The 23,356-nt window shown below is 57.6% G+C and carries 19 protein-coding genes; 9 read left to right on the top strand and 10 right to left on the bottom strand.

Annotation, left to right across the window (positions count from 1 at the left end; translation table 11 throughout):
- Positions 1-138 precede the first annotated feature (138 nt).
- Genes ACX8ZY_RS01705 through glpE form a run of 3 tightly spaced genes read right to left on the bottom strand, consistent with a single transcriptional unit; the run spans position 139 to position 2,106 of the window.
- Entirely contained in the window at positions 139-897 is a 759-nt protein-coding gene (locus ACX8ZY_RS01705; protein ID WP_010253201.1) for a DeoR/GlpR family transcriptional regulator, read from the bottom strand.
- 31 nt (positions 898-928) lie between these two features.
- Positions 929-1,750, bottom strand: coding sequence for a rhomboid family intramembrane serine protease GlpG (glpG, locus tag ACX8ZY_RS01700; protein ID WP_010671549.1), 822 nt, complete (start codon positions 1,748-1,750; stop codon positions 929-931).
- A gap of 29 nt (positions 1,751-1,779) precedes the next feature.
- Complete coding sequence (glpE, locus tag ACX8ZY_RS01695; protein WP_052270778.1) at positions 1,780-2,106, bottom strand: thiosulfate sulfurtransferase GlpE; 327 nt, start codon at positions 2,104-2,106, stop codon at positions 1,780-1,782.
- Between the two features lie 227 nt (positions 2,107-2,333).
- On the opposite strand from glpE, the gene glpD reads away from it, so the two are divergent.
- From glpD to mdcH, 9 genes are all read left to right on the top strand, one after another.
- On the top strand, positions 2,334-3,839 hold the full coding sequence (glpD, locus tag ACX8ZY_RS01690) for a glycerol-3-phosphate dehydrogenase (protein ID WP_010671548.1): 1,506 nt from the start codon (positions 2,334-2,336) through the stop codon (positions 3,837-3,839).
- A 381-nt stretch (positions 3,840-4,220) separates the two neighbouring features.
- Positions 4,221-5,876 (top strand): malonate decarboxylase subunit alpha, encoded by a 1,656-nt coding sequence (mdcA, locus tag ACX8ZY_RS01685; RefSeq protein ID WP_010253213.1) that lies wholly within the window; start codon positions 4,221-4,223, stop codon positions 5,874-5,876.
- A complete protein-coding gene (locus ACX8ZY_RS01680) occupies positions 5,876-6,736 on the top strand; it encodes a triphosphoribosyl-dephospho-CoA synthase (protein ID WP_421665186.1) in 861 nt (286 codons plus the stop codon). Before mdcA ends, ACX8ZY_RS01680 begins: the two co-directional genes overlap by 1 nt.
- 8 nt (positions 6,737-6,744) lie before the next feature.
- Complete coding sequence (gene mdcC / locus ACX8ZY_RS01675; protein WP_010253220.1) at positions 6,745-7,044, top strand: malonate decarboxylase acyl carrier protein; 300 nt, start codon at positions 6,745-6,747, stop codon at positions 7,042-7,044.
- The gene (locus ACX8ZY_RS01670; protein WP_249655021.1) at positions 7,037-7,870 is read left to right on the top strand and encodes a biotin-independent malonate decarboxylase subunit beta; all 834 of its coding nucleotides are present in this window, start codon (positions 7,037-7,039) and stop codon (positions 7,868-7,870) included. The genes mdcC and ACX8ZY_RS01670 overlap by 8 nt, the downstream gene beginning before the upstream one ends.
- The gene (mdcE, locus tag ACX8ZY_RS01665; protein ID WP_033768059.1) at positions 7,870-8,670 is read left to right on the top strand and encodes a biotin-independent malonate decarboxylase subunit gamma; all 801 of its coding nucleotides are present in this window, start codon (positions 7,870-7,872) and stop codon (positions 8,668-8,670) included. The genes ACX8ZY_RS01670 and mdcE overlap by 1 nt, the downstream gene beginning before the upstream one ends.
- 133 nt (positions 8,671-8,803) lie before the next feature.
- Entirely contained in the window at positions 8,804-9,763 is a 960-nt protein-coding gene (locus ACX8ZY_RS01660; protein ID WP_010253228.1) for an AEC family transporter, read from the top strand.
- 1 nt (position 9,764) lies between these two features.
- Positions 9,765-10,385, top strand: a complete 621-nt coding sequence (locus tag ACX8ZY_RS01655) for a malonate decarboxylase holo-ACP synthase (RefSeq protein ID WP_421665185.1) — start codon at positions 9,765-9,767, stop codon at positions 10,383-10,385.
- Entirely contained in the window at positions 10,382-11,284 is a 903-nt protein-coding gene (gene mdcH, locus ACX8ZY_RS01650; protein ID WP_010253234.1) for a malonate decarboxylase subunit epsilon, read from the top strand. Before ACX8ZY_RS01655 ends, mdcH begins: the two co-directional genes overlap by 4 nt.
- On the opposite strand, the gene ACX8ZY_RS01645 is transcribed toward mdcH, so the two are convergent.
- The 7 genes from ACX8ZY_RS01645 to asd form a co-directional block, all read right to left on the bottom strand.
- Positions 11,265-12,200, bottom strand: coding sequence for a LysR family transcriptional regulator (locus tag ACX8ZY_RS01645; protein WP_033768056.1), 936 nt, complete (start codon positions 12,198-12,200; stop codon positions 11,265-11,267). The genes mdcH and ACX8ZY_RS01645 overlap by 20 nt on opposite strands.
- A 222-nt stretch (positions 12,201-12,422) precedes the next feature.
- Positions 12,423-14,870 (bottom strand): glycogen phosphorylase, encoded by a 2,448-nt coding sequence (glgP, locus tag ACX8ZY_RS01640; RefSeq protein ID WP_010253240.1) that lies wholly within the window; start codon positions 14,868-14,870, stop codon positions 12,423-12,425.
- Between the two features lie 19 nt (positions 14,871-14,889).
- Positions 14,890-16,323: a glycogen synthase GlgA gene (gene glgA, locus ACX8ZY_RS01635; protein ID WP_010253243.1), complete on the bottom strand. Its 1,434-nt coding sequence runs from the start codon at positions 16,321-16,323 to the stop codon at positions 14,890-14,892.
- 63 nt (positions 16,324-16,386) lie between these two features.
- Positions 16,387-17,679 carry a glucose-1-phosphate adenylyltransferase gene (glgC, locus tag ACX8ZY_RS01630; protein ID WP_010253246.1) on the bottom strand — a complete coding sequence of 431 codons (1,293 nt, stop codon included), beginning with the start codon at positions 17,677-17,679 and terminating at the stop codon, positions 16,387-16,389.
- 10 nt (positions 17,680-17,689) lie between these two features.
- Positions 17,690-19,672, bottom strand: a complete 1,983-nt coding sequence (gene glgX / locus ACX8ZY_RS01625) for a glycogen debranching protein GlgX (protein ID WP_425021026.1) — start codon at positions 19,670-19,672, stop codon at positions 17,690-17,692.
- Positions 19,669-21,852, bottom strand: coding sequence for a 1,4-alpha-glucan branching enzyme (gene glgB, locus ACX8ZY_RS01620; RefSeq protein ID WP_033780976.1), 2,184 nt, complete (start codon positions 21,850-21,852; stop codon positions 19,669-19,671). Before glgB ends, glgX begins: the two co-directional genes overlap by 4 nt.
- A gap of 360 nt (positions 21,853-22,212) precedes the next feature.
- On the bottom strand, positions 22,213-23,322 hold the full coding sequence (gene asd, locus ACX8ZY_RS01615) for an aspartate-semialdehyde dehydrogenase (protein WP_010671542.1): 1,110 nt from the start codon (positions 23,320-23,322) through the stop codon (positions 22,213-22,215).
- Positions 23,323-23,356 lie beyond the last annotated feature (34 nt).

Here is a 23,356-nt window from a genome sequence, read left to right as displayed (position 1 = left end):
CGCAATGAGGTGAAGCAAAAATAGAAAGCGCACGGGCTGGCAACCGGGTGCCAGCAACCGTTAAGTAAAGACGGGAGTGAGGAAAAAAGCGACAGCAATCAAATAAAAACGCCAGCCGGGAGGCTGGCGTGGCAGGAATCAGCAGAGTTCGAGGTGAACCTCATGCTGCTCAATCACCTTCATTACGCTGGCAGGCGGCGTTTTGTCGGTGTAGAGGTAGTCAAGCAGACTCATGTTGCCGAGGTTGACCATGGCGTTACGGCCAAACTTCGAGTGATCCACCACCAGCATCACGCAGCGTGAATTTTCAATGATGGCACGCTTGGTGCGGACTTCGTGATAGTCAAACTCCAGCAGCGAACCATCCATATCGATGCCGCTGATCCCCAGAATGCCGTAGTCGAGCCGGAACTGAGAAATGAAGTCGAGCGTCGCTTCACCCATTACCGCGCCATCACGGGTCCGCACTTCACCGCCCGCGATAATGACCCGGAAATCGGGTTTATCCATCAGCAGCATGGCGACGTTAAGGTTATTGGTGACCACGCGCAAATCGCTGTGGTTGAGCAGCGCATGCGCCACCGCTTCCGGCGTGGTGCCGATATCGATAAACAGCGTGGCACCATCCGGGATCTGGCTGGCCACGCGCTGGGCAATCCGCGCTTTTTCCGCTGACCACATCATTTTACGGTCGTGCCAGGCGGTATTCTCAGAGCTGGAGGGAAGCGCCGCGCCGCCGTGGTGACGCTGAATTTTGTTCTGATCGGCCAGATCGTTGAGATCGCGACGAATGGTTTGCGGGCTGACCTCAAAATGATCCACCAGCTCCTCAGTACTGACATATCCCTGACGACGGACTAAATCGATAATCGCGTCATGACGTTGCGTCTGCTTCACGTTCCTCTCCTGTTAACCCGCATAATCCTGTCTAACGACGCGTGACTTTACGCGTATCCACCAGCGCCATCGCCAGTCCGACCACCAGACCGGCGACGTGCGCCGCGTTGGCAATAGCCAGACCAAAGACGCCAAACCAGCCAATCACCAGCCAGACCAGCGCAAAACCGATCAATCCCCGTTCAAGATAGACGCCGCTGTCGGGATCGCGCTCCCCGCGCAGCCAGCAGTAACCCATCAGGGCATAGACCACGCCCGACAGGCCACCAAACCAGATGCCGCTGAACTTCGCCTGCAGCCAGCCGCTGAGCAGAGCCGAAATCAGCAGGATGACAAAGAGTTTGCCGCTGCCAAGTCGCTTCTCAACCGCGCCGCCCAGATACCACCACCACATCAGATTAAACAGAATGTGCAGCAGTGAAAAGTGCAGCAGCGCATGGCTGAACCAGCGCCAGACCTGAAGATGCTGATCGGCATCCGGCCAGGAGAGCCAGGCCATCACGGTGCGATCGCCCATGACCTGCATCAGAATAAATATCGCGATACAGAGCACCATCAGCGTCATGGTCAGCGGACCGGCACGCTCACGGATATTCGCCCAGATATTGCTGCGCTCATAGCGCAGGCCACTGTCAGTTTTTCCGCTGTGCCAGCTGGCGGCCTGATAACGCGGATGGTTAGGGTCGTGCAAAAACTGCTGAAGTTCGTTTTCGACCAGTGAAATCTTGCTCTCATCATCCAGCATGATGACGTAGTGATTTTCATGCTCAATACGCAGCGTGATGCCCCGCGTCGCCATGTAGTCAACAAAGGCCTGCGCCATGCGGGGCTGATTAAATTGAGTAATGCGCATCAGTAACTCTCCATGTGACGAGCGGCAATCTATTCGCTGCCGAGGGCAACCTGCTGAGGAAAGGCAGCACGCCAGGCATCAAAGCCGCCATCAATGCTGTACGCCGCGCTGAAGCCCTGTCCCAGCAGATATTGTGCCGCGCTTTTGCTGCTGTTGCCGTGATAGCACATCACCAGCACCGGCAGGCTGTGATCGGCACCAGTGACAAAATCGCTGAGGTTGCTGTTGGTCAGATGCAACGCACCCGCCGCATGACCCAGGGCATAACTTTGCGGATCGCGGATATCTACCAGCAGCGCACCCTGCGCCAGACGCGCCTGCGCCTGCTGCACATCAATACATTCGAACGTTTCCATGGGATCTCTCATAACAGCGTCACAATAGCGCGTAGTGTAACCCGAGAATCCACGCCGATAACCTGACAATCGTTACGGCTATCGGTTTTTTTGGTGGGCAGAATGTTAGCTATATCACGCAAAAATGTTTTTACCTGGTTAAAAGCTGGCGTCAATGTTGGTTTGCGATTATGATTATGCTCGAAAACGAACATTAGTGAACTATTCCGAACATCGGAGGAGATGACGTGGAAACCAAAGACCTGATCGTGATCGGCGGCGGCATCAACGGTGCCGGCATTGCAGCAGACGCTGCAGGACGCGGACTGTCGGTGTTAATGCTGGAGGCGCGGGATCTGGCTTGCGCGACCTCCTCTGCCAGTTCAAAACTGATTCACGGCGGCTTGCGCTACCTTGAACATTACGAATTCCGTCTGGTCAGTGAAGCACTGGCCGAGCGTGAAGTGCTGCTGAAAATGGCTCCGCATCTGGCGTTCCCGATGCGCTTCCGTCTGCCGCATCGTCCGCATCTGCGTCCGGCGTGGATGATCCGTACCGGCCTGTTTATGTATGACCATCTTGGCAAGCGTACCAGTCTGCCAGGCAGTAAAAGTTTGCGATTTGGCGCGGATTCGGCCCTGAAGCCGGAAATTACGCGCGGATTCGAATATTCTGACTGCTGGGTCGATGATGCCCGCATGGTGGTACTGAACGCACAGGAAGTCGTGAAGCGTGGCGGCGAAGTCCGTACCCGCACCCGCGTGACCCGTGCCTGGCGTGAAGGCGGCCTGTGGAAGGTCGAAGCGGAAGATGTCGACAGCGGTAAAACCTTTACCTGGCAGGCGAAAGGCCTGGTCAATGCTGCCGGCCCGTGGGTCAAACAGCTGTTCGACGACAGCCTGAAGCTGAAATCGCCTTACGGTATTCGCCTGATCAAGGGCAGCCACATCGTGGTGCCACGCGTCCATACCGAAAAGCAGGCTTACATTCTGCAGAACGAAGATAACCGCATCGTGTTTGTCATCCCGTGGATGGATGAGTTCTCTATCATCGGTACCACCGACGTCGAGTACAAAGGCGATCCGAAAAACGTCAATATTGATGACAGCGAGACCGACTATCTGCTGAAAGTGTTCAACGGACACTTTAAAAAGCAGCTGACCGCTGACGATATCGTCTGGTCCTATTCCGGTGTCCGTCCGCTGTGTGATGACGAATCCGATTCGCCACAGGCGATAACCCGTGATTACACCCTGGATGTGCGCGACGATAATGGTCAGGCTCCGCTGCTGTCGGTGTTTGGCGGCAAGCTGACCACCTACCGTAAGCTGGCAGAACATGCGCTGGAGAAACTGGCGAAGTACTACCCGAACGCGGGCCCGGCATGGACGAAGAACTGCGTGTTGCCAGGCGGAAATATCTCCGGCACCCGTGAAGATTATGCGGCCAGCCTGCGTCGTCGCTATCCGTTTATCAGTGAAAATATGGCGCGCCACTTCTCGCGCACCTACGGCAGCAGCACTGAAACCCTGCTGGCTGGCGCGAAAAGCCTGGACGATCTGGGCGAGAACTTCGGTCACGAGTTTTACGAAGCAGAATTACGCTACCTGGTGCAGCATGAGTGGGTTCGTGAGCTGGATGATGCTATCTGGCGTCGTACCAAACAGGGCATGTGGCTGACCAAAGAGCAGCAGGCGCGAGTCACCGAGTGGCTGGCAGCGAAAGCTAAACCCGCCCTGTCGCTGGCATCATAAACGGACAGTAACTAACTAAAGAATCAGAAAGCAGGCTTCGGCCTGCTTTTTTTATGTCTGCGATAGCGGGTCGGTGAATCCGGGTGCTGATCCAACAGGTTGCGCTTTTCAGCGTGTAGCAGAGTTTATTTTTGTACGACGAACTTTTTATTAAAAATGCCAGGCTCAAACCATTTTTTATACAGAAATCCGTTTATGCGATCACATTTTTGGTCAGCGCCTAAACTCAACTCTTTCTGCTTCGCATATCAAAACGTTCACATCCTATTGTTACTGTAAATATAACGTTCAGGCTTTTTGCTTAATTGAACGACGTCATCAGAAAGCACAAACTTTCCTCAGTAAAAACGAAACAACCGTTATTTTAATCAGGAGGTTGAAATGAACACAGGCCAAACGCCTGCCCGGGAATGGAACACACGCCGCAGTGAAAAAGCGCGTCGTCTGGCATCCTTCCCTGTTGATGGCAAAGTCATTCCTACTGAAAGAGCTGTAGAAGCATTTGAAAAACTGATTGCACCGGGCGACCGGGTGGTACTGGAAGGGAATAACCAGAAGCAGGCCGATTTTTTATCACGTACCCTGGCTGAGGTTAATCCGGCGATAGTACACGACCTGCATATGATTATGCCGAGCGTGGGTCGCAGTGAGCATCTGGATATTTTCGAAAAAGGCATTGCGCGTAAACTCGACTTCTCTTTTTCCGGTCCGCAAAGTCTGCGTATTTCTCAGTTGTTAGAAGATGGTCAGCTGGAAATAGGCGCAATCCACACCTATATCGAACTCTATTCCCGCCTTTATGTCGATCTGAGTCCAAACGTCGCGCTGATTGCCGGTTATAAAGCTGACCGCAAAGGCAACCTTTACACCGGCCCGAGTACTGAAGATACGCCTGCCCTGGTGGAAGCCGCCGCGTTCCGTGACGGTATCGTGATTGCCCAGGTAAATGAGCTGGTCGATGACGAGACCGACCTGCCCCGCGTCGATATTCCCGGCTCCTGGATCGATTACATCGTCGTAGCCGATAAACCTTTCTTTATCGAACCGCTGTTTACCCGCGATCCGCGCCTGATTAAGCAGGAACATATCCTGATGGCGATGATGGCGATTAAAGGCATTTACGCCGAACATCAGGTGCAGTCACTTAACCACGGTATCGGTTTTAACACCGCCGCGATCGAACTGCTGTTACCCACCTACGGCGAACAACTCGGCCTGAAAGGCAAAATCTGTAAGCACTGGACCCTTAACCCGCATCCGACGCTGATCCCGGCGATTGAGAGCGGCTGGGTTGAAAGCGTGCACTGCTTCGGTGGCGAGCTGGGCATGGAAGAGTACATTCGCGCCCGTCCCGATATCTTCTTCACCGGCAGCGACGGCTCTATGCGCTCTAACCGCGCCTTCTGTCAGCTGGCAGGTCAGTATGCGGTGGATATGTTTATCGGTGCCACCCTGCAGGTCGATGGCCTGGCAAACTCCTCAACCGTGACCCGCGGTCGCCTTTCCGGGTTCGGCGGTGCGCCTAACATGGGCCACGATCCGCACGGCCGACGCCATGCCACGCCTGCATGGCTCAATATGATCACCGAACCGGACCCGATGCAGCGCGGTAAAAAACTGGTGGTTCAGATGGTGGAAACCTTCCAGGCCGGTGCCAAACCGACCTTTGTTGAAACGCTTGATGCCGTTGAAGTGGCGAAATCGACCGGTATGCCGCTGGCACCGGTGATGATCTATGGCGATGACGTCACCCATGTGCTGACCGAAGAGGGTATTGCCTATCTCTATCGCGCGGAAAGCCTTGAAGAGCGCCGTGCGATGGTCGCTGCGGTAGCCGGCATCACCGATATCGGCCTTGGCGTCGATGCGGCGCGCGTGGCGGCCCTGCGTAAAAGCGGCAAAGTGGTCTATCCGGAAGATATGGGCATTCGTCGTTCAGATGCGACCCGCTCACTGCTCGCCGCCAGCAGCGTCTCTGACCTGGTGGAATGGTCGGGTGGTCTTTATAACCCACCGGCAAAATTCCGGAGCTGGTAATGAAACTTCTGTCGCAGACTCAAACCGAGGCGCAGGCCAGCCAGCTGGCGACGATTGCGCGCGATTGTCTGACCGATGAAGCGCGGCTAAGCCCCAAGCCGGGTCTGGTAGACAGTCGGGGAAACGGCGCGCATCAGGACCTGACGCTGGCGCTGATGGAGCGTTCCGCTCACAGCCTTGTGCCGACCTTTCTGGCGCTGGCCCGTCACAGCTGGCTGCGTCCTGCTGATATTGCCCTGCGTGAAACGGTGGGTCGGCTGGGCCGTGACGGTGAACAGCAGATGATGGCGGCAACCGGCGGCGTCAACACCCATCGGGGTGCGATCTGGGCGCTGGGACTGCTGGTCAGTGCTGCAGCCATGCACGGTGGCGCGGCCAGTGGCGACCAGCTGACCCGCACCGCAGCCGCGCTGGCCAGCCTGCCCGACCGCGCCGCGCCAAAACTGTTCAGCAAAGGGTTAAAAGCGACGCATCGCTATCAGGTGCCCGGCGCACGCGAAGAGGCGCAACAGGCGTTTCCTCACGTGATGAAGCTGGCGCTGCCGCAGCTGCTGACAAGTCGTGCAACGGGTGCCAGTGAAAGCGAAGCCCGCCTTGATGCGCTGATGGCGATCATGACCTCGCTCAGCGATACCTGCGTGCTGTCACGGGCCGGTATGACCGGACTGAAAGCGATGCAGCAGGGAGCACGCGCCGTGCTGCTGTCTGGCGGCTGTCGCACAGCAGGCGGTCAGAAGGCGCTGGCGCAGCTCGACCAGCGCATGCTGTCGCTAAACGCTTCGCCTGGCGGGGCCGCCGATTTGCTGGCCGCGACGCTGTTTATTGATCGGGTCTGTTCACCTGAACATTCTTATTTCTAGAGGCCATTATGGAACACATCACATTATCTTTACCTGCTAACCGCTCACTCAGCGGTAAAGCTCTGGCAGGGGTCGTTGGTTCCGGTGATATGGAAGTGCTGTACACCGCAACTGAAGGACAAACGCTTAGCATTGATATCACCACCTCACTGGATAACAGCGACGCCCGCTGGAAGGCGCTGTTTGACCGCCTGAATTTAACCAACGGTCTGCCTGCCGGAAAGCTGATTATTCACGATTTCGGCGCGACACCCGGCGTGGCGCGTATCCGTATTGAACAGGTATTTGAGGAGGTGAGCCATGCGTAACGATGCCAGTTTTATTGAATTACGCGCCCGTGAGCGCGCCCGTGCACTGCTGGACGACGGCAGCTATCGCGAACTGCTGGATCCTTTCGAAGGCATCATGTCGCCGTGGCTGGCCCCGCAGGGTGTGGTGCCGCAGTCAGATGACGGCATGGTGGTGGCTCGCGGCACGCTGAACGGTCAGCCTGCGGTCGTTATCGCCATTGAAGGCACCTTCCAGGGTGGCAGCATGGGCGAAGTCTCCGGTGCCAAAATGGCGGCGGCGCTGGAACTGGCAGCCGAAGACAACCGCAATGGAATACCCACTCAGGCGGTGCTCTGCCTGGAAACCGGCGGCGTGCGTTTACAGGAAGCCAATCTGGGGCTGGCGGCGATTGCCGATATTCATGCCGCGATTGTCGATCTGCGCCGCTATACCCCGGTTATCGGCATTATTGCCGGTACCGTCGGCTGCTTTGGCGGGATGTCCATCGCCGCTGCGCTGTGCAGCTACCTGATTGTGACGCGTGAAGCGCGCCTGGGGCTGAACGGTCCGCAGGTGATTGAGCAGGAAGCGGGCATTGAAGAGTATGACTCGCGCGATCGGCCGTTTATCTGGAGCATGACCGGCGGTGAAATCCGCTACGCCAGCGGCCTGGTCGATGCGCTGGTCGGTGATGGCGTCAATGCGGTTAAGAGTGCGATGAATGACTTCATCGCTAAAGGCGTTCCGGCGCAGAACCGCAGCGATAAATATGCCGATTTCCTGCCACGTCTGACGCAGTTCGACACCCGTCAGCAGGCGGACACGGCGCAGATTAAACAGCTTTTCGCCCGGGAGGATAAATAATGACCCAGACAAACAGCCGCGGTGCAATCTGGCTGGAAAAACTTGCACCTGATGCGCAGCGCCTCAGCGGCCTGTGCGCCTCTGTCCAGGTGGCGGACGGTGAACTTAATGGCGAAAGCGTGCGCTTTATCGCCGTGGTGCCCGATGCACAAAACCACTATCCGCGTGCCGCGAGGGGCGAAGTCGGTCTGCTGGAAGGCTGGACGCTGGCGAAAGTGGTGAATGAAACGCTGGAAGAGGACAAGAACAGCGACGTGAAACGCCCGATTGTGGCGGTGATCGACGTGCCGAGTCAGGCATATGGCCGTCGCGAAGAGGCGTTCGGTATTCATCAGGCGCTGGCCGGGGCTGCGGGCGCTTATGCCAAAGCACGCCTTGCGGGTCATCCGGTGATTGGGCTGATTGTTGGCAAAGCGATGTCTGGTGCCTTCCTGGCGCACGGTTATCAGGCCAACCGCCTGATTGCGCTCAACGATCAGGGTGTGCTGGTGCACGCGATGGGTAAAGAGTCCGCCGCGCGTATCACGCTGCGTTCGGTGGAGGCGCTGGAGAAACTGGCGGCGACCATTCCGCCGATGGCCTATGACGTGAATAACTTCGCCACGCTGGGTCTGCTCTCCGATCTGCTGAACGTGGCCAATCCCGATGCGCCTTCTGACGCCGATGTGGCGATGGTCGAGATCGCGTTGCAGAAAGCCATTAGCGATGCGCGTCAGGATCCGAGCCTGAAAAACCGGCTGGGCGCATCCAATCGCCACAGCTCCTCCCTGGTTCGCGAGCGGATGCGCGCAACCTGGTAATTAAATAAAAAAATAAACCTGCCGAAACCGGTCTGACGGGGCGCATTGCTAAGTGCGCCCCGGGGCAGTGGCCGTGTTCAGAATTATAAACATCGCTGTTAACAGAAAATTCTTTCTTAAATACAGGTGATTTATGATTTATATAATTGTTCATGCCCTTGCTCCGATTTTTGTCATCATGCTGCTGGGTTTCTGGGCCGGTAAGGCCGGAATGGTCAACAACAAAGACGTCTCTCTGCTGAATATTTTCGTCATGGATTTTGCGCTGCCCGCCGCGCTGTTCAGTGCCACGGTACAAACGCCCTGGCCGGGCATCGTGGCGCAATGGCCGCTGATTGTGGTTATTACCGGCGCAATGTGGATTACCTATGGAGCTGTCTATTTCGCGGCTACAAAAGTTTTCAAAAAGTCACCGCAGGATGCGGCTGTGCTGACACTGACGGTGGCGCTGCCAAATTACGCCGCGCTGGGCCTGCCCATTCTGGCCAGCGTGCTGGGTGAAAATGGTGCCACTTCGCTCTCGGTAGCGGTCTCCATCGCCTGTGGTTCAGTGCTGCTTACACCGCTTTGCCTGCTGATTCTGGAACGTGAAAAAGCGTTTGCCGATGGCACCGAACACGGTTCAACCCTGACCATGCTGCCAATTCTGATGTGGCGTTCTGTGAAAAAACCGATCGTACTGGGACCGTTGATTGGCGTGGTGTTATCAGCGCTGGGCGTTAAAATGCCTGATCTGGTGCTGGCCGCCATCAAACCGCTGGGTCTGGCTGCCACCGCCGCTGCACTCTTCCTGACCGGTGTCATCCTGTCGGCACGCAAACTGAAACTCAACGCGGTGGTGGGCGTCGGCACGGTAACTAAACTGCTGATTCAGCCCTTTATCGCCTGGGGTCTGGTGCTGGCATTGGGTCTCAGCGGTCCGGTGGCCATTACCGCCATTCTGATGATTGCGCTCTCCGCCGGTTTCTTCGGGGTGGTGTTTGGCAACCGCTTTGGCGTGCAGTCGCCGGATGCAGAGGCTGTGCTGCTGCTCAGCTCTATTCTCTGTATTTTGTCATTACCGCTGTTCATTACGCTGACATCAGGAATGTAATATGAGCTCTGTACCGCGCCCCCACGATCTGCTCTGGCTGCGAGACGGCAACGCCTTAGCCGCCATCAGTGAGAGCTGGATCAGTCAGTTCTGGCATCCCGGCCTTCCGGTCGTGGTGCGGCGCGACCGGAGCGAAACCGGGCTGATACCGGTGGGTGTGCGCGGCGAGCGCCGCGAACAGCGCGCCGCCGGATGGGTCAATGCAGCGGATATCGTTCGCGTTGTCACGCCGGAGATGCTGGCGGCGCGTGCGCAGTTGCTTGCCTCGCCGTTTACCGCTTATGCGCCGGTCGGCGCGGCGATTGCCCTCAGTGAGCACGACTGGCCGTGGCGCTGGGGTATTACCGGCAGTACCGGTTACGCACTGGCAACACAGCAACCCACGCTGCATGCCGCCAGCGATCTTGATTTAGTTATTCGCGCGCCAGAGCCGCTGGCGCGCGATGCGCTGCAACGCTGGCAGGCGCAAACCGACACGCTGGCCTGCCGGGTCGATACGCAGGTAGAAACGCCGTCCGGCGCGTTTGCCCTCAGCGAGTGGCTGCGTGAAGGCCGCGCGCTGGTTAAAACCGTTACCGGGCCGATACTGACCGCTTCACCCTGGAGCAGGGAGCTACAATGAAAATACTCTTTACCTTTCCCGGCCAGGGCACTCAGCGTGCCGGGATGTTACAGCACCTTCCCGACGGCGACGCCCTGTTAAACAGCGTGCGTGCAGTGCTGGGCGACGAGACTGACCAGCTCGACAGTGCCGATGCACTGCGCCACACGCGCGCCGTGCAGCTCAGTCTGCTGATTTGCGGTGTCGCCTGGGCGCGCGAGCTGATTCGCCGTGGGGTGAAACCCGATATCGTCAGCGGTCTGTCGATTGGTGCGTTTCCTGCTGCGGTGATTTCCGGCGCGCTGGATTTCAGTGATGCTTTGCGGCTGGTGGCGCTGCGCGGCGATCTGATGGAGCAGGCTTATCCGGAGGGATATGGCCTGACCGCCATCACCGGCCTGACGCTGAGTCGTCTGGAAAAACTGCTGCCCGGCAGCAACACCTATATCGCCAACCTGAATGCGGAAACGCAGATTGTGATTGCTGGCCGCGACGAGGATATGGCGGTAGTCGCGCAGAAAGCGCTGGATGCCGGTGCCAGCAAAGCGATTAAACTCGCGGTGAGCGTGCCGTCGCACTGCGCGCTGCTGGATAAGCCCGCCGCAGAACTGGCGCGCGCATTCGGGTCCGTCAGCCTTTCCCGTCCCCATTGCGCTTACCTCAGTGGTTCAACCGGACGCGTGATTTGGGAGCCGGAGAAGATTGCCGACGACCTTGCCTTTAATATGGCGCGTACGGTGCAGTGGAATGATGCGATGGTTTCAGCCAATCAGCGCGATGCCCGACTGGCGATTGAGATGCCGCCTGGCAATGTGCTGACCGGCCTGACGCTTCAGGCGGGCTGGCAGGGCGACGCGATTTGTCTGGAGCGCAACAGCGTTGAGGTTGCACTCCATCTGGTTAAACGGCTGAGTCAGTAAGGCTGCGGGCGTACATCCGCCCTTCTGCCGCCAGTGCCAGCAGGTCATTATCCCGTTCGCGGCGATGTGAGTAGACAATCGAGATCTGCTGACGCATCTGGTAAGGCTCAGCGAGCGTCAGCAGCTGAATGTTGTTTTCATACACCTTCTTCATCCGTCCCGGAATCAGCGCCAGGCCGACGCCCGCCTGCACCAGGCTTATCATCGAGAAGATGTCATTCACCTGGGTGACCATGCGCGGTTCAAATCCGGCTATCTGGAACGCCTCCTGCGAACCGGCATAGGTTGCAAACCCTTCAGCCAGGGAGACAAAATCACGGTCGGCATAATCACGCAGATCCACCGGACCGGCTCCGTCCCGCATCTCCCCGGCCGGTGTGGCCAGAAAGATCCTGTCTTCAAACAGCGGAATCACATCAAAATGCGCGTCGCTGAGTTCGCCGTCATCGGTGGCGATCAGAATCGCATCCAGCGCATCATCTTCAAGCATATTCAGCAGCATTTGATTGGAACCCATGGTCAGATCGAGCTCCAGCGTGGGCCGACGTAGCTTCATGCCCATGATCAGCCGGGGAATGGTCTCCAGCGTCAGGGAGTAGAGCGTGCCAAGTCGCAGACGCCCTCCGCCGATGCCTGCGACTTTGCGCGCCTCTTCAATGCCTTTGCCCATCAGGGTGGTCACATCGCGACAGTAGTCCAGCAGCGTCCAGGCGGCAGGCAGCGGCACCAGGTTGCGGCCCTTGTGGATAAACAGCGGGCAGTCGATGCCCTCTTCCAGCGTATGCAGTGCGCGATGCACGCTGACGCTGCTCAGCGCCAGCGCTTCCGCCGTACGGGCGATATTGCCCTTGCTCATAAACATCATGAAGACGCTGAGTTTACGGAAGGTAATTTCCTGGTTGATGTTGTCACTCATTGCTGCTGTTGCCTGTAGGGTCATTTTGCTTTCCCGCATAGTAGCGATTCTCAGCCAGGGTGTAATGATCTGGCTCGCACAAGAGGCACTTACGGAGGCAGAGGCGATAAGAGGCTGAACCTTCTGAAAGAGGAGCGGGATAGACGGTGAGCAAAGAGAGCACAGGAGAGTGCGGCCGATCCCTCGGCCGCAAAGAAAGTCAGAAACCTGACTGCACGCGCCTTACAACCTTACTGGCGAGATATTCCAGATCTCATCAGCGTACTCCTGAATCGTACGGTCCGACGAGAAGTAGCCCATTCCGGCGATGTTTTTAGCCGCGCGGCGTTGCCACTCATCCGGTTTACGGTAGAGCGCATCCACTTTATCCTGGGTATCCACATAGCTGCGATAATCCGCCAGCAACTGGTAGTGATCGCCGAAGTTGACCAGTGAATCGAACAGATTGCGGTAGCGGCCCGGATCCTGCGGACTGAACAGACCGGAAGCAATCTGAGTCAGCACCTGATGCAGCTCTTCATCCTTTTCATAATAGTCACGCGGGTTATAGCCCCCTTTACGCAGGGCTTCGACCTGCGGCGTGGTATTACCGAAAATGAAGATGTTCTCTTCACCGACGTGATCCAGCATTTCAACGTTGGCCCCATCCAGCGTTCCGATGGTCAGCGCGCCATTCAGCGCAAACTTCATATTACTGGTGCCGGACGCCTCTGTCCCTGCGGTAGAGATCTGCTCAGAGAGATCGGCCGCCGGAATAATGATCTGCGCCAGGCTCACGCTGTAGTTCGGGATGAAGACCACCTTCAGTTTGTTCTTCACCTGCGGATCGTTGTTGATCACATTGGCGACATCGTTGATCAGATGAATGATGTGCTTGGCAACGTAATAGGCCGACGCCGCTTTACCGGCAAAAATATTGACGCGTGGCACCCAATCCGCCTGCGGATCGGCCTTGATACGGTTGTATCGGGTGATCACATGCAGCACGTTGAGCAACTGGCGTTTGTACTCGTGAATGCGCTTGATCTGCACATCAAACAGCGCGTTCGGGTCGAGCACCACGTCCAGATTCTTCGCCACCCAGTCGGCCAGCCGACGCTTGTTCTGATACTTGGCGACCGCCACTTTTTCAATAAACGCCGGATAGTCGATCTGCGCCTTCAGCTCGCCCAGCTGGCTGAGATCGGTGCGCCAGTTGCGGCCAATCTCCTCATCCAGCACCTCTGACAGCGCCGGGTTCGCCAGCGCCAGCCAGCGACGCGGAGTGACGCCATTGGTTTTGTTACAGAAGCGACCAGGGAACAGACGGGAGAAATCGGCAAACAGCGACTGTACCATCAGGTTGGAGTGCAGCTCCGAAACACCGTTTACTTTGTGGCTGACCACCACCGCCAGCCAGCCCATGCGTATCCGGCGGCCATCGTTTTCGTCGATGATCGAAATGCGCGACAGCAGATCCAGGTCATCGGGATAGTGATCCTGAATGGTCTTAAGGAAGAAGTCGTTAATTTCAAAAATAATGCTGAGGTGACGCGGCAGGATCTTGCCGATCATATCGACCGGCCAGGTTTCCAGCGCTTCGGTCATCAGCGTATGGTTGGTGTAGGAGAAGACCTGACAGCAGACGTCAAAAGCGTTGTCCCAGCTGAATTTATGATCGTCGATCAGCAGACGCATCAGTTCGGGGATCGCCAGCACCGGATGGGTATCATTCAGGTGAATAGCGATTTTATCCGCCAGGTTGTCCCAGGTCTGATGCATCCGCCAGTGACGATTCAGAATGTCCTGCACCGTCGCGGAGACCAGGAAATATTCCTGACGCAGGCGCAGCTCGCGGCCTGAGTAGGTCGAATCATCCGGATAGAGCACGCGCGACACGTTCTCGGAGTGGTTTTTATCTTCCACCGCCGCAAAGTAGTCGCCCTGGTTGAACTTGCCGAGGTTGATTTCGTTGCTGGCCTGCGCGCCCCACAGCCGTAAGGTGTTGGTAGCGTCGGTGTCAAAGCCCGGAATGATCTGGTCATAGGCCATCGCCAGGATCTCTTCGGTCTCCAGCCAGCGCACTTTCGCGCCTTCGTGCTGGACGCGGCCACCAAAGCGCACTTTGTAGCGGGTATTGAAACGCTGGAATTCCCACGGATTACCATATTCAAGCCAGTAATCCGGCGACTCTTTCTGCTCACCTTCCACAATGTTCTGTTTGAACATGCCGTAATCATACCGGATGCCATAGCCACGGCCCGGCATGCCCAGCGTCGCCAGTGAGTCGAGGAAACAGGCCGCCAGGCGACCCAGACCACCGTTGCCCAGCCCCGGATCGTTCTCCTCTTCCATCAGCTCGGCCAGATCCAGTCCCATCTCATCCAGCGCCTGGTTGAGATCGTCATAAATCCCCATCGCCAGCAGCGCATTGCCCAGCGTGCGGCCCATCAGAAACTCCATCGACAGGTAATAGACCTGCCGGACATCCTGCGACAGCTGAGCACGGCTGGAACGCAGCCAGCGCTCCACCATCCGGTCGCGCACCGCCAGCAGCGAGGCGTTAAGCCACTCATGCTTATTGGCGATAGAGGGATCTTTGCCGATGGTAAACATCAATTTATAGGCAATCGAATGCTTTAAGGCATCAACCGTCAACGTTGGTGAGGCGTAAGTGAAAGGTGCATTCATATCCAGTTTTCCCAATCCGTTACATCAAACGTTGGTAGAGATCACGGTAGGCTTGTGCTGCCACCTGCCAGCTAAAGTCCATCGCCATTGCCTGGCGCTGAACATAGCGCCAGAGCGAAGGACGGGACCACAACACAAACGCGCGCCGGATAGCCCGAAGCAGTGACCAGGCGTTTGCATCTTCAAAACTGAATCCACTGGCGATGCCGTCGGCCAGATTCTCCAGTGAGCTGTCATTCACGGTATCGGCCAGCCCGCCGGTGCGACGCACTAACGGCAACGTACCATACTTGAGGCCATAAAGTTGTGTCAGACCACAGGGCTCAAAGCGACTCGGCACCACAATCACGTCCGCGCCGCCGACAATGCGGTGTGAGAACGCTTCGTGATAGCCGATCTGCACGCCGACGCTGCCCGGATGCTCTGCCGCCGCCGCCAGGAAGCCCTGCTGCAGTTCAGCATCGCCCTGGCCCAGCAGCACCAGTTGACCGCCCTGCGCCAGCAAGCCGGGCAGCGCCTCCAGCACCAGGTCCAGCCCTTTCTGTTTGGTCAGACGGCTGATCACGCAGAACACCGGCGCTTTATCATCTACCTTGAGACCCATCGCCACCTGCAGCTGACGTTTGTTCTCCGCTTTCGCTTCCAGCGTGTCGCGGTTATAACGCGCGCTGAGCAGCAGATCGTGCGCCGGATCCCAGATAGAGGGATCAACGCCGTTGAGAATGCCGCTAAGACGGCCTTCACGCATCCGCTGTGCCAGCAGGGTTTCCATGCCGTAAGCATATTCGGCAGAGGTAATTTCATGGGCGTAAGTCGGGCTGACCGCCGTGATATGGTCGGCGTAAAAAAGTCCCGCTTTCAGGAAGGAGATCTGACCGAAGAACTCCAGCCCGTGCATGTTAAAGAACGACCATGGCAGGCCAATCTCTTCCATGTGGTGCGCCATGAACAGCCCCTGATACGCCAGGTTGTGCACGGTGAAGACCGATTTAGCCGGACGACCACGCGCTTCCAGATAGGCGCAGGTCAGGCCTGCGTGCCAGTCATGGGCATGCACAATATCGGGACGCCACATCGCGTCCATGCCGCACGCCAGTTCACAGCCAACCCAGCCCAGCAGCGCAAAGCGCAGATAGTTGTCGACATACGCAAACTGCGATTCGTCATGGTAGGGACTACCCGGACGATCGTAGAGGCCGGGAGCATCAATTAAGTAGATGCCCACACCGTTAAATTCACCAAATAGCAGACGTACATGACCGGCAAATGTTTCTCGCTCTGTCACGACCTGGAGATCAGGTATGCCTTTGCGCAATGCGGGAAAAGCGGGCAGTAGTACCCGCGTATCCGTGCCGCCCGCAATTTGTGCCTGAGGTAATGCCCCGACTACATCAGCCAGTCCGCCCGTTTTTAGCAGCGGGAAAAGTTCCGAACAGACATGTAAAACCTGCATCCTCGACCTCATTAAGTTATCCGACACGCTCCGCGTGCCGATTGCGTAAGTTTCGCTTATCGCTTACAGCCCCGCTTTGGCCAGCCTGGCCAGCATGGCGCGGGTTACCAGTACGATGCCTTCATCCGAACGGTGAAACCGGCGACTGTCTTCATCCGGGTTTTCGCCAATGACCATGCCTTCCGGTAACTCGCAGGCACGATCAATGACGCAGCGACGCAGACGACACGATCGGCCCACTACCACATCAGGCAGCAGTACAGTTGAATCTATATTGCAAAAAGAGTTAACGCGTACCCGCGGGAACAGCACCGAATTGACCACCACTGAACCGGAGATGATGCAGCCCCCCGAGACCAGCGAGTTCATAGTCATCCCGTGACTGCCGGAACGATCCTGAACAAATTTGGCCGGCGGCAGCGGCTCCATGTGGGTACGAATCGGCCAGGTGACGTCATACATATCGAGTTCAGGCATCACCGATGCCAGGTCGAGATTGGCGCGCCAGTAGGCTTCCAGCGTCCCGACGTCGCGCCAGTAAGGCGGCGCATTGTCATCGTTCTGTACGCAGGAGAGCGCGAAGGAGTGCGCATAGCCTTCGCCGCTTGCCACGATTTTCGGCAGGATATCTTTGCCGAAGTCGTGGTTAGAGCCTGGCGTCTGCAGATCCTCTTCCAGCAGTTCATAGAGATAGTCTGCGTTGAAAACGTAGATCCCCATGCTGGCGAGCGCCTGGGTGTCATCACCCGGCATGGTGGGCGGTTTCGCGGGTTTCTCCACGAAGTCGATCACCATATTCTCTTCGTCCACCGCCATCACGCCAAACGCCGTGGCTTCATGCACCGGCACCGGTAAACAGGCAATGGTACATTTCGCCTCGTTGACCACGTGATCCAGCAGCATGCGTGAATAATCCATCTTATAAATGTGGTCCCCGGCAAGGATCACGATGTACTGCGCCTGATAGCGGCGAATCACATCAAGGTTTTGCGTCACGGCATCGGCCGTCCCGCGATACCACTGTTCGGTCGAAAATCGCTGCTGCGCTGGCAGCAAATCGACAAACTCATTCATCTCTTCATTGAAGATCGACCAGCCACGCTGGATGTGCTGAGTCAGGGTATGAGACTGATACTGAGTAATCACGCCAATCCGTCGGATACCGGAGTTGACGCAGTTGGAGAGGGCAAAGTCGATAATGCGGAACTTGCCGCCGAAATGCACCGCCGGTTTGGCACGTTTGGCCGTTAAATCGACCAGGCGCGTGCCGCGTCCGCCGGCGAGGATCAGAGCAACCGTCTGTGTAGGGAGCTGGCGGGCCAGCATCAGGTGATCTGTTCTATCTAACTTAACCATGTCTGACTCCTTATGATTGCTTTTGGAACACGCACACACCGTGTGCGGGACCATGCCAGACAGTTAGCAGGATGGGGTTGTCGTCCCCGGCGAAAGGAGGAAGGGCGCGCCATTCTCCGTCTGGTAACACGATGTCATTCACCGTATCCGTGGCGTTTATTGTTATTAACCAGCGGCCGGACAGCAGGATCTGCAATCTGTGCATCCCCTGTGCCCATTCATCGTGTTGCAGTGGCTGGCCACCGGCATTGAGCCACTGCACATTGCCGTCACCGTCCTGCCACCAGCGATCTGCGGTCAGCGCCGGAATGCGCTGGCGCAGCTCGATCAGTGCAGCGGTGAATCCGACTAATCCCTTCTCATCCGCCTGCCAGTCAAGCCAGCTCAGGGCGTTGTCCTGACAGTAAGCGTTGTTATTGCCGCGCTGGGTGTGGCCGCGCTCATCGCCTGCCAGCAGCATCGGCGTGCCCTGTGACAGCAGCAGCGTCGTCAGCAGTGCCCGCACGCTGCGACGGCGACGTTCAATCACGTCGAAGCTGACGTTCAGCCCCTCTTTGCCGTGGTTGTGGCTGTAGTTATCGCCGTGACCATCACGGTTATCTTCCCCGTTCGCTTCGTTGTGTTTACGTTCGAAGCTCACCACATCCCACAGCGTAAAGCCGTCGTGGGCGGTGATCAGGTTAACCGTGGCGTGTGGCGACCGGTCATCATGCTGGTAGAGATCGCTGGAGGCGGCAAAGCGACGGACGAACTCGCCGTTGCTTATGTCGCCGTGCAGCCAGTAACGACGCGCGGTGTCGCGAAACTGATCGTTCCATTCGGCAAACGGCGGCGGAAAACGACCAACCTGATAGCCGTCAGGGCCGATATCCCAGGGTTCAGCAATCAGCTTGACCTGAGAGAGCAGCGGACAGGCGCGTATCGCCGCAAAAAATGGCGCATCAGGCTGGTAATCCGGTGTGCGGCCCAGCACCGGCGCGAGGTCAAAGCGGAAGCCGTCGACGTGGCAGACCCGCACCCAGTAGCGCAGCGCCTCTAAAGCCCACGTCATCACCTGCGGATGATGGATATTCAGCGTGTTGCCGCAGCCGGTCCAGTTCTGATAATCGCCCTGCTCATCGAGCCAGTAGTAGCTGGCGTTGTCGATGCCGCGCATGGAGATTGTCGGGCCAATCTCATCCAGTTCAGCGGTGTGGTTGAACACCACATCCAGCAGCACTTCGATACCCGCGGCGTGCAGGTTTTTGACCGCCTGCTGAAACTCCTGCAACGGCGTCACGCCCGGCTGACCGGAGGCGTAACGGGGATCCACCGCCCAGAGCGCAAAGGGGTTATAGCCCCAGTAGTTGCTGAGGCCGAGCTGCAGCAGTCGCGGCTCGCTGGCGAAGTGCGCCACCGGCAGCAGCTCAAGGGTGGTAATCCCCAGACTGCGCAGGTAATTCACCATAACAGGATGACCGAGCGCCGCGTAAGTCCCGCGCAGCGTTTCCGGAATTTCCGGATGCTGCTGCGTCAGGCCGCGCACGTGGGCTTCGTAAATCACCGTGTTACCCCAGGGAATACCCGGTGCGACGTCGTCCTGCCAGTCAAAATCCTCCGCGACTACCCGTGACTTCGGCGCAATCGCCGCGTTGTCATGCGGATCGGGCTGCGCCTCGCCGCTATGAAACAGCGGGTCATCCGGTACATCGCCCTCAACCGCGCGGGCGCAGGGGTCAACCAGCAGCTTCGCCGGATTAAAACGGTGTCCCTGCTGCGGTGCCCAGGGACCATGCACCCGGTAGCCGTAGCGCTGTCCCGGTTTTAACGCCGGAACATAACCATGCCAGATATCCCCGCTGCGGCCAGGCAGGTCAAGACGCTGTTCTGCGCCCTGCTCATCAAACAGGCAGAGCTCTACGCGCCCGGCATGCTGTGAGAACAGGGTGAAGTTAACGCCTTTGCCATCGTAACTGGCACCCAGCGGTTCGGGATCTCCGGCAGTGATGGTCATTCAGCCTCCCGCACCAGCCATACCGTTGCCAGCGGCGGCAGATTGAGACTCAGCGACTGCGGTCGCCCGTGGCTCTCCTGCTCATCGGTATGCACCCGATGGTTGCGCACGTCGCTGCCGTGATACTCATGCTGATCGGTATTCAGCACTTCACGCCAGTAGCCAGGCTGGTTAACGCCAAAGCGATAGCCCGGACGCGGCACCGGCGTAAAGTTACTGACCACGATCACTTCGTTGCCTTCACGGTCACGACGGACAAAGGCGAAGACGGAGTGTTCCGCATCGTTTACCACCAGCCACTCAAAGCCTGCCGGATCGAAGTCGAGCTGATGCAGCGGCGTGTAGTACTGATAGGTGTGGTTGAGATCGCGCACCAGACGGTGAACGCCGTGGTGCCAGTTGTCGTCCCCTTCCAGCAGATGCCAGTCAAGGCTGACATCGTGGTTCCACTCGCGACCCTGGGCAAATTCGTTGCCCATAAACAGCAGTTTCTTGCCGGGGAAGCCCCACATCCAGCCGTAGTAAGCACGCAGGTTGGCGAACTTCTGCCATGCATCGCCCGGCATACGATCGAGAATCGAGCGCTTACCGTGCACCACTTCGTCATGCGACAGCGGCAGCACAAAGTTTTCGGTGTAGTTGTACATCATGCCGAAGCTCATCAGATCGTGATGGTGCTTACGGTAGATGGGATCGACCTTCATGTAGTCGAGTGTGTCGTGCATCCAGCCCAGATTCCATTTGAACCAGAAACCCAGCCCGCCGTCTTCGGTGGGACGCGTCACGCCAGGATAGTCTGTCGACTCTTCGGCCATGGTCACCGAACCGGATGCCACGGTGCCGAGCGTACGGTTGGTGTGACGCAGAAACTCAATCGCTTCCAGGTTTTCACGGCCGCCGTACTGATTCGGCACCCATTCCCCTTCGCTGCGGCTGTAGTCGCGGTAGATCATCGACGCCACCGCATCCACACGCAGGCCATCAATGCCAAAGCGCTCCGTCCAGTAGAGCGCGTTGCCCGACAGGTAGTTGCTCACTTCCCGGCGACCAAAGTTGTAAATCAGGGTATTCCAGTCCTGGTGAAAGCCTTCACGCGGGTCGCTGTGCTCATAGAGCTCGGTGCCGTCGTACCTTGCCAGACCGAAATCGTCGCTGGGGAAGTGGCCCGGCACCCAGTCGAGCAGCACGTTGAGGCCCGCTTCATGGGCGGCGTCAATGAAGGCGCGGAACTCGTCACGGGTACCAAAACGTCGGGTCGGCGCATACATGCCCAGCGGCTGATAGCCCCAGCTGCCATCAAACGGATGTTCGTTGATCGGCAGCAGTTCGATATGGGTAAAGCCCATCTCTTTGACGTAGGGCACCAGCTGTTCAGCCAGCTCTTTGTAGCTCAGCCAGAAGTTGTTGTCGGTGTGACGACGCCAGGAGCCCAGATGCACTTCATAGATGGAGATCGGCGCGTCGAAGGCGTTGGCCGCCTTGCGCTCCGCTTTCATCTCAACCGGCTCTGGCAGACCACAGATCATCGACGCAGTCTGCGGACGCATCTGCGCCTCAAACGCGTACGGGTCCGCTTTGATGCGCAGTTCGCCATTGGCGTCGATGATTTCATACTTGTAGAGCTGGCCGTTGACCGCGCCCGGTACAAACAGCTCCCAGATGCCCAGTTCCTGACGCAGACGCATCGGATGACGGCGGCCATCCCAGAAGTTGAAATCGCCAACCACTGACACGCGACGGGCGTTGGGTGCCCAGACGCAGAAGCGGGTGCCAAAGACGCCATCGATGACGTCGCCGTGCGCGCCCAGCGTCTCATAAGGGCGCAGGTGCGTCCCTTCTGCCAGCAGCCACAGATCCATCTCCTGCAGCAGCGGGCCAAAGCGATAGGCATCGTCTATCAGGTTTTGCTGGCCGTGCCAGTTCACCGCCAGCTGATAGCGGAACGGGTTTTTGCGGCGTGGAATAACGCCACTGAAAAAGCCACGTGCATCTTCACACACCAGCTGAGCCAGTTTGCGCCCGGTGGAGGTTTCAATGACCCACACTTCAAGCGCTTCGGGGAGCAATGCCCTGACTTCAAGGCCTTGCTGAGTTCGGTGCATCCCTAGTAACGAAAAAGGGTCGGCATAATTACCCGCAAACAGGGCATTGATCGCATCGCGATCGGGAAGCTCTGACATGACTTTCTTCCTGTGATAATTGGCAGCCGAAATGAACGCGACACAGCCTGTCGCGGTCCACCTGCGCTGCTCTTCATTGAGCCATACGTACAACGACAAAGAAGTCAGGCCATTCCGTGGGAAAAGTGTTTTTGCCGTGTACCACAACCATTTAATCCGGAAAGCACAAGAGTTACCTGTGGCACATCATGGTTAAATCATAGCTTGGTCACGGCACTTGCCATGGACTAAAGCAAAATAATCTTAACCGACCGGCAAAAAAGGGAAGTTGATCACTGAGTAAGCGAAACGGCAGATTGTTTCGTGTACGACAAAAACAAAAAAGGCCGGATAAATCCGGCCTTTGGCGATGTTTTCTGTTTAGCTGGTTAACAACCGCAGCATGCGACGTAGCGGTTCGGCTGCGCCCCATAACAGCTGGTCGCCCACCGTGAAGGCAGAGAGATATTCCGGCCCCATATTCAGTTTACGCAACCGGCCAACCGGCGTGGTCAGCGTACCGGTGACAGCGGCAGGCGTCAGTTCACGCATCGTCAGTTCGCGGTCATTCGGCACCACTTTGACCCACTCATTGTGAGAGGCCAGCAGCTGCTCAATTTCAGCCAGCGGCAGGTCGCGTTTCAGCTTCAGCGTAAAGGCCTGGCTGTGGCAGCGCAGTGCCCCGACGCGCACGCACAATCCATCAACGGGGATGACGTTACGGGTGGCGAGGATCTTGTTGGTCTCCGCCTGGCCTTTCCACTCTTCGCGGCTCTGACCGTTTTCCAGCTGTTTGTCGATCCACGGAATCAGGCTGCCCGCCAGCGGCACGCCGAAGTTATCGGTCGGCAGGGTGCCGGAACGGGTGAAGTCGGTCACGCTACGCTCGATGTCGAGGATGGCGGAGGCCGGGTTCTGCAGCGCAGGCGCAACGTGATCGTGCAGCATGCCCATCTGGGTCAGCAGTTCACGCATGTGGCGCGCGCCGCCGCCAGAGGCCGCCTGATAGGTGGCAACCGAAGCCCACTCCACCAGGTCCTGAGCAAACAGGCCGCCCAGCGACATCAGCATCAGGCTGACGGTACAGTTACCGCCGACAAAGGTTTTGATCCCACTGTCGATGCCCTGGCGAATCACCGCATGGTTGACCGGATCGAGGATGATGATGGCATCATCTTTCATGCGCAGCGTGGAGGCCGCATCAATCCAGTATCCCTGCCAGCCGCTGGCGCGCAGCTTTGGATAGACGTCACTGGTGTAGTCGCCGCCCTGGCAGGTAATAATGATATCCAGCGCCCGCAGCGCCTCAATATCAAACGCATCCTGCAGTGTGCCCTGCTGTTTGCCCGCAAATGCGGGTGCCGCCTGACCATGCTGCGACGTCGAGAAGAAGACCGGATTGATTGCATCAAAATCACGCTCTTCACTCATGCGGGACATCAGCACAGAGCCGACCATACCGCGCCAACCAACAAAACCTACATTCTTCATGTCGTGTCCGTCTAAGGCAGTTACACCTGCTTTT

Source organism: Pantoea sp. XAF26B01_ASV70 (assembly GCF_054512635.1).
Note: the sequence above shows the minus strand (reverse complement) of the source record. Positions and strands in the feature narration are given on the sequence as shown.

Excerpts from the sequence above, each read along its gene's own strand:
- glpG (WP_010671549.1), bottom strand. The coding sequence starts at position 1,750 with ATGCGCATTACTCAATTTAATCAGCCCCGCATGGCGCAGGCCTTTGTT.
- glpE (WP_052270778.1), bottom strand. The coding sequence starts at position 2,106 with ATGGAAACGTTCGAATGTATTGATGTGCAGCAGGCGCAGGCGCGTCTG.
- mdcA (WP_010253213.1), top strand. The coding sequence starts at position 4,221 with ATGAACACAGGCCAAACGCCTGCCCGGGAATGGAACACACGCCGCAGT.
- ACX8ZY_RS01680 (WP_421665186.1), top strand. The coding sequence starts at position 5,876 with ATGAAACTTCTGTCGCAGACTCAAACCGAGGCGCAGGCCAGCCAGCTG.
- mdcC (WP_010253220.1), top strand. The coding sequence starts at position 6,745 with ATGGAACACATCACATTATCTTTACCTGCTAACCGCTCACTCAGCGGT.
- ACX8ZY_RS01670 (WP_249655021.1), top strand. The coding sequence starts at position 7,037 with ATGCGTAACGATGCCAGTTTTATTGAATTACGCGCCCGTGAGCGCGCC.
- mdcE (WP_033768059.1), top strand. The coding sequence starts at position 7,870 with ATGACCCAGACAAACAGCCGCGGTGCAATCTGGCTGGAAAAACTTGCA.
- ACX8ZY_RS01660 (WP_010253228.1), top strand. The coding sequence starts at position 8,804 with ATGATTTATATAATTGTTCATGCCCTTGCTCCGATTTTTGTCATCATG.
- ACX8ZY_RS01655 (WP_421665185.1), top strand. The coding sequence starts at position 9,765 with ATGAGCTCTGTACCGCGCCCCCACGATCTGCTCTGGCTGCGAGACGGC.
- mdcH (WP_010253234.1), top strand. The coding sequence starts at position 10,382 with ATGAAAATACTCTTTACCTTTCCCGGCCAGGGCACTCAGCGTGCCGGG.
- ACX8ZY_RS01645 (WP_033768056.1), bottom strand. The coding sequence starts at position 12,200 with ATGAGTGACAACATCAACCAGGAAATTACCTTCCGTAAACTCAGCGTC.
- glgP (WP_010253240.1), bottom strand. The coding sequence starts at position 14,870 with ATGAATGCACCTTTCACTTACGCCTCACCAACGTTGACGGTTGATGCC.
- glgA (WP_010253243.1), bottom strand. The coding sequence starts at position 16,323 with ATGCAGGTTTTACATGTCTGTTCGGAACTTTTCCCGCTGCTAAAAACG.
- glgC (WP_010253246.1), bottom strand. The coding sequence starts at position 17,679 with ATGGTTAAGTTAGATAGAACAGATCACCTGATGCTGGCCCGCCAGCTC.
- glgX (WP_425021026.1), bottom strand. The coding sequence starts at position 19,672 with ATGACCATCACTGCCGGAGATCCCGAACCGCTGGGTGCCAGTTACGAT.
- glgB (WP_033780976.1), bottom strand. The coding sequence starts at position 21,852 with ATGTCAGAGCTTCCCGATCGCGATGCGATCAATGCCCTGTTTGCGGGT.
- asd (WP_010671542.1), bottom strand. The coding sequence starts at position 23,322 with ATGAAGAATGTAGGTTTTGTTGGTTGGCGCGGTATGGTCGGCTCTGTG.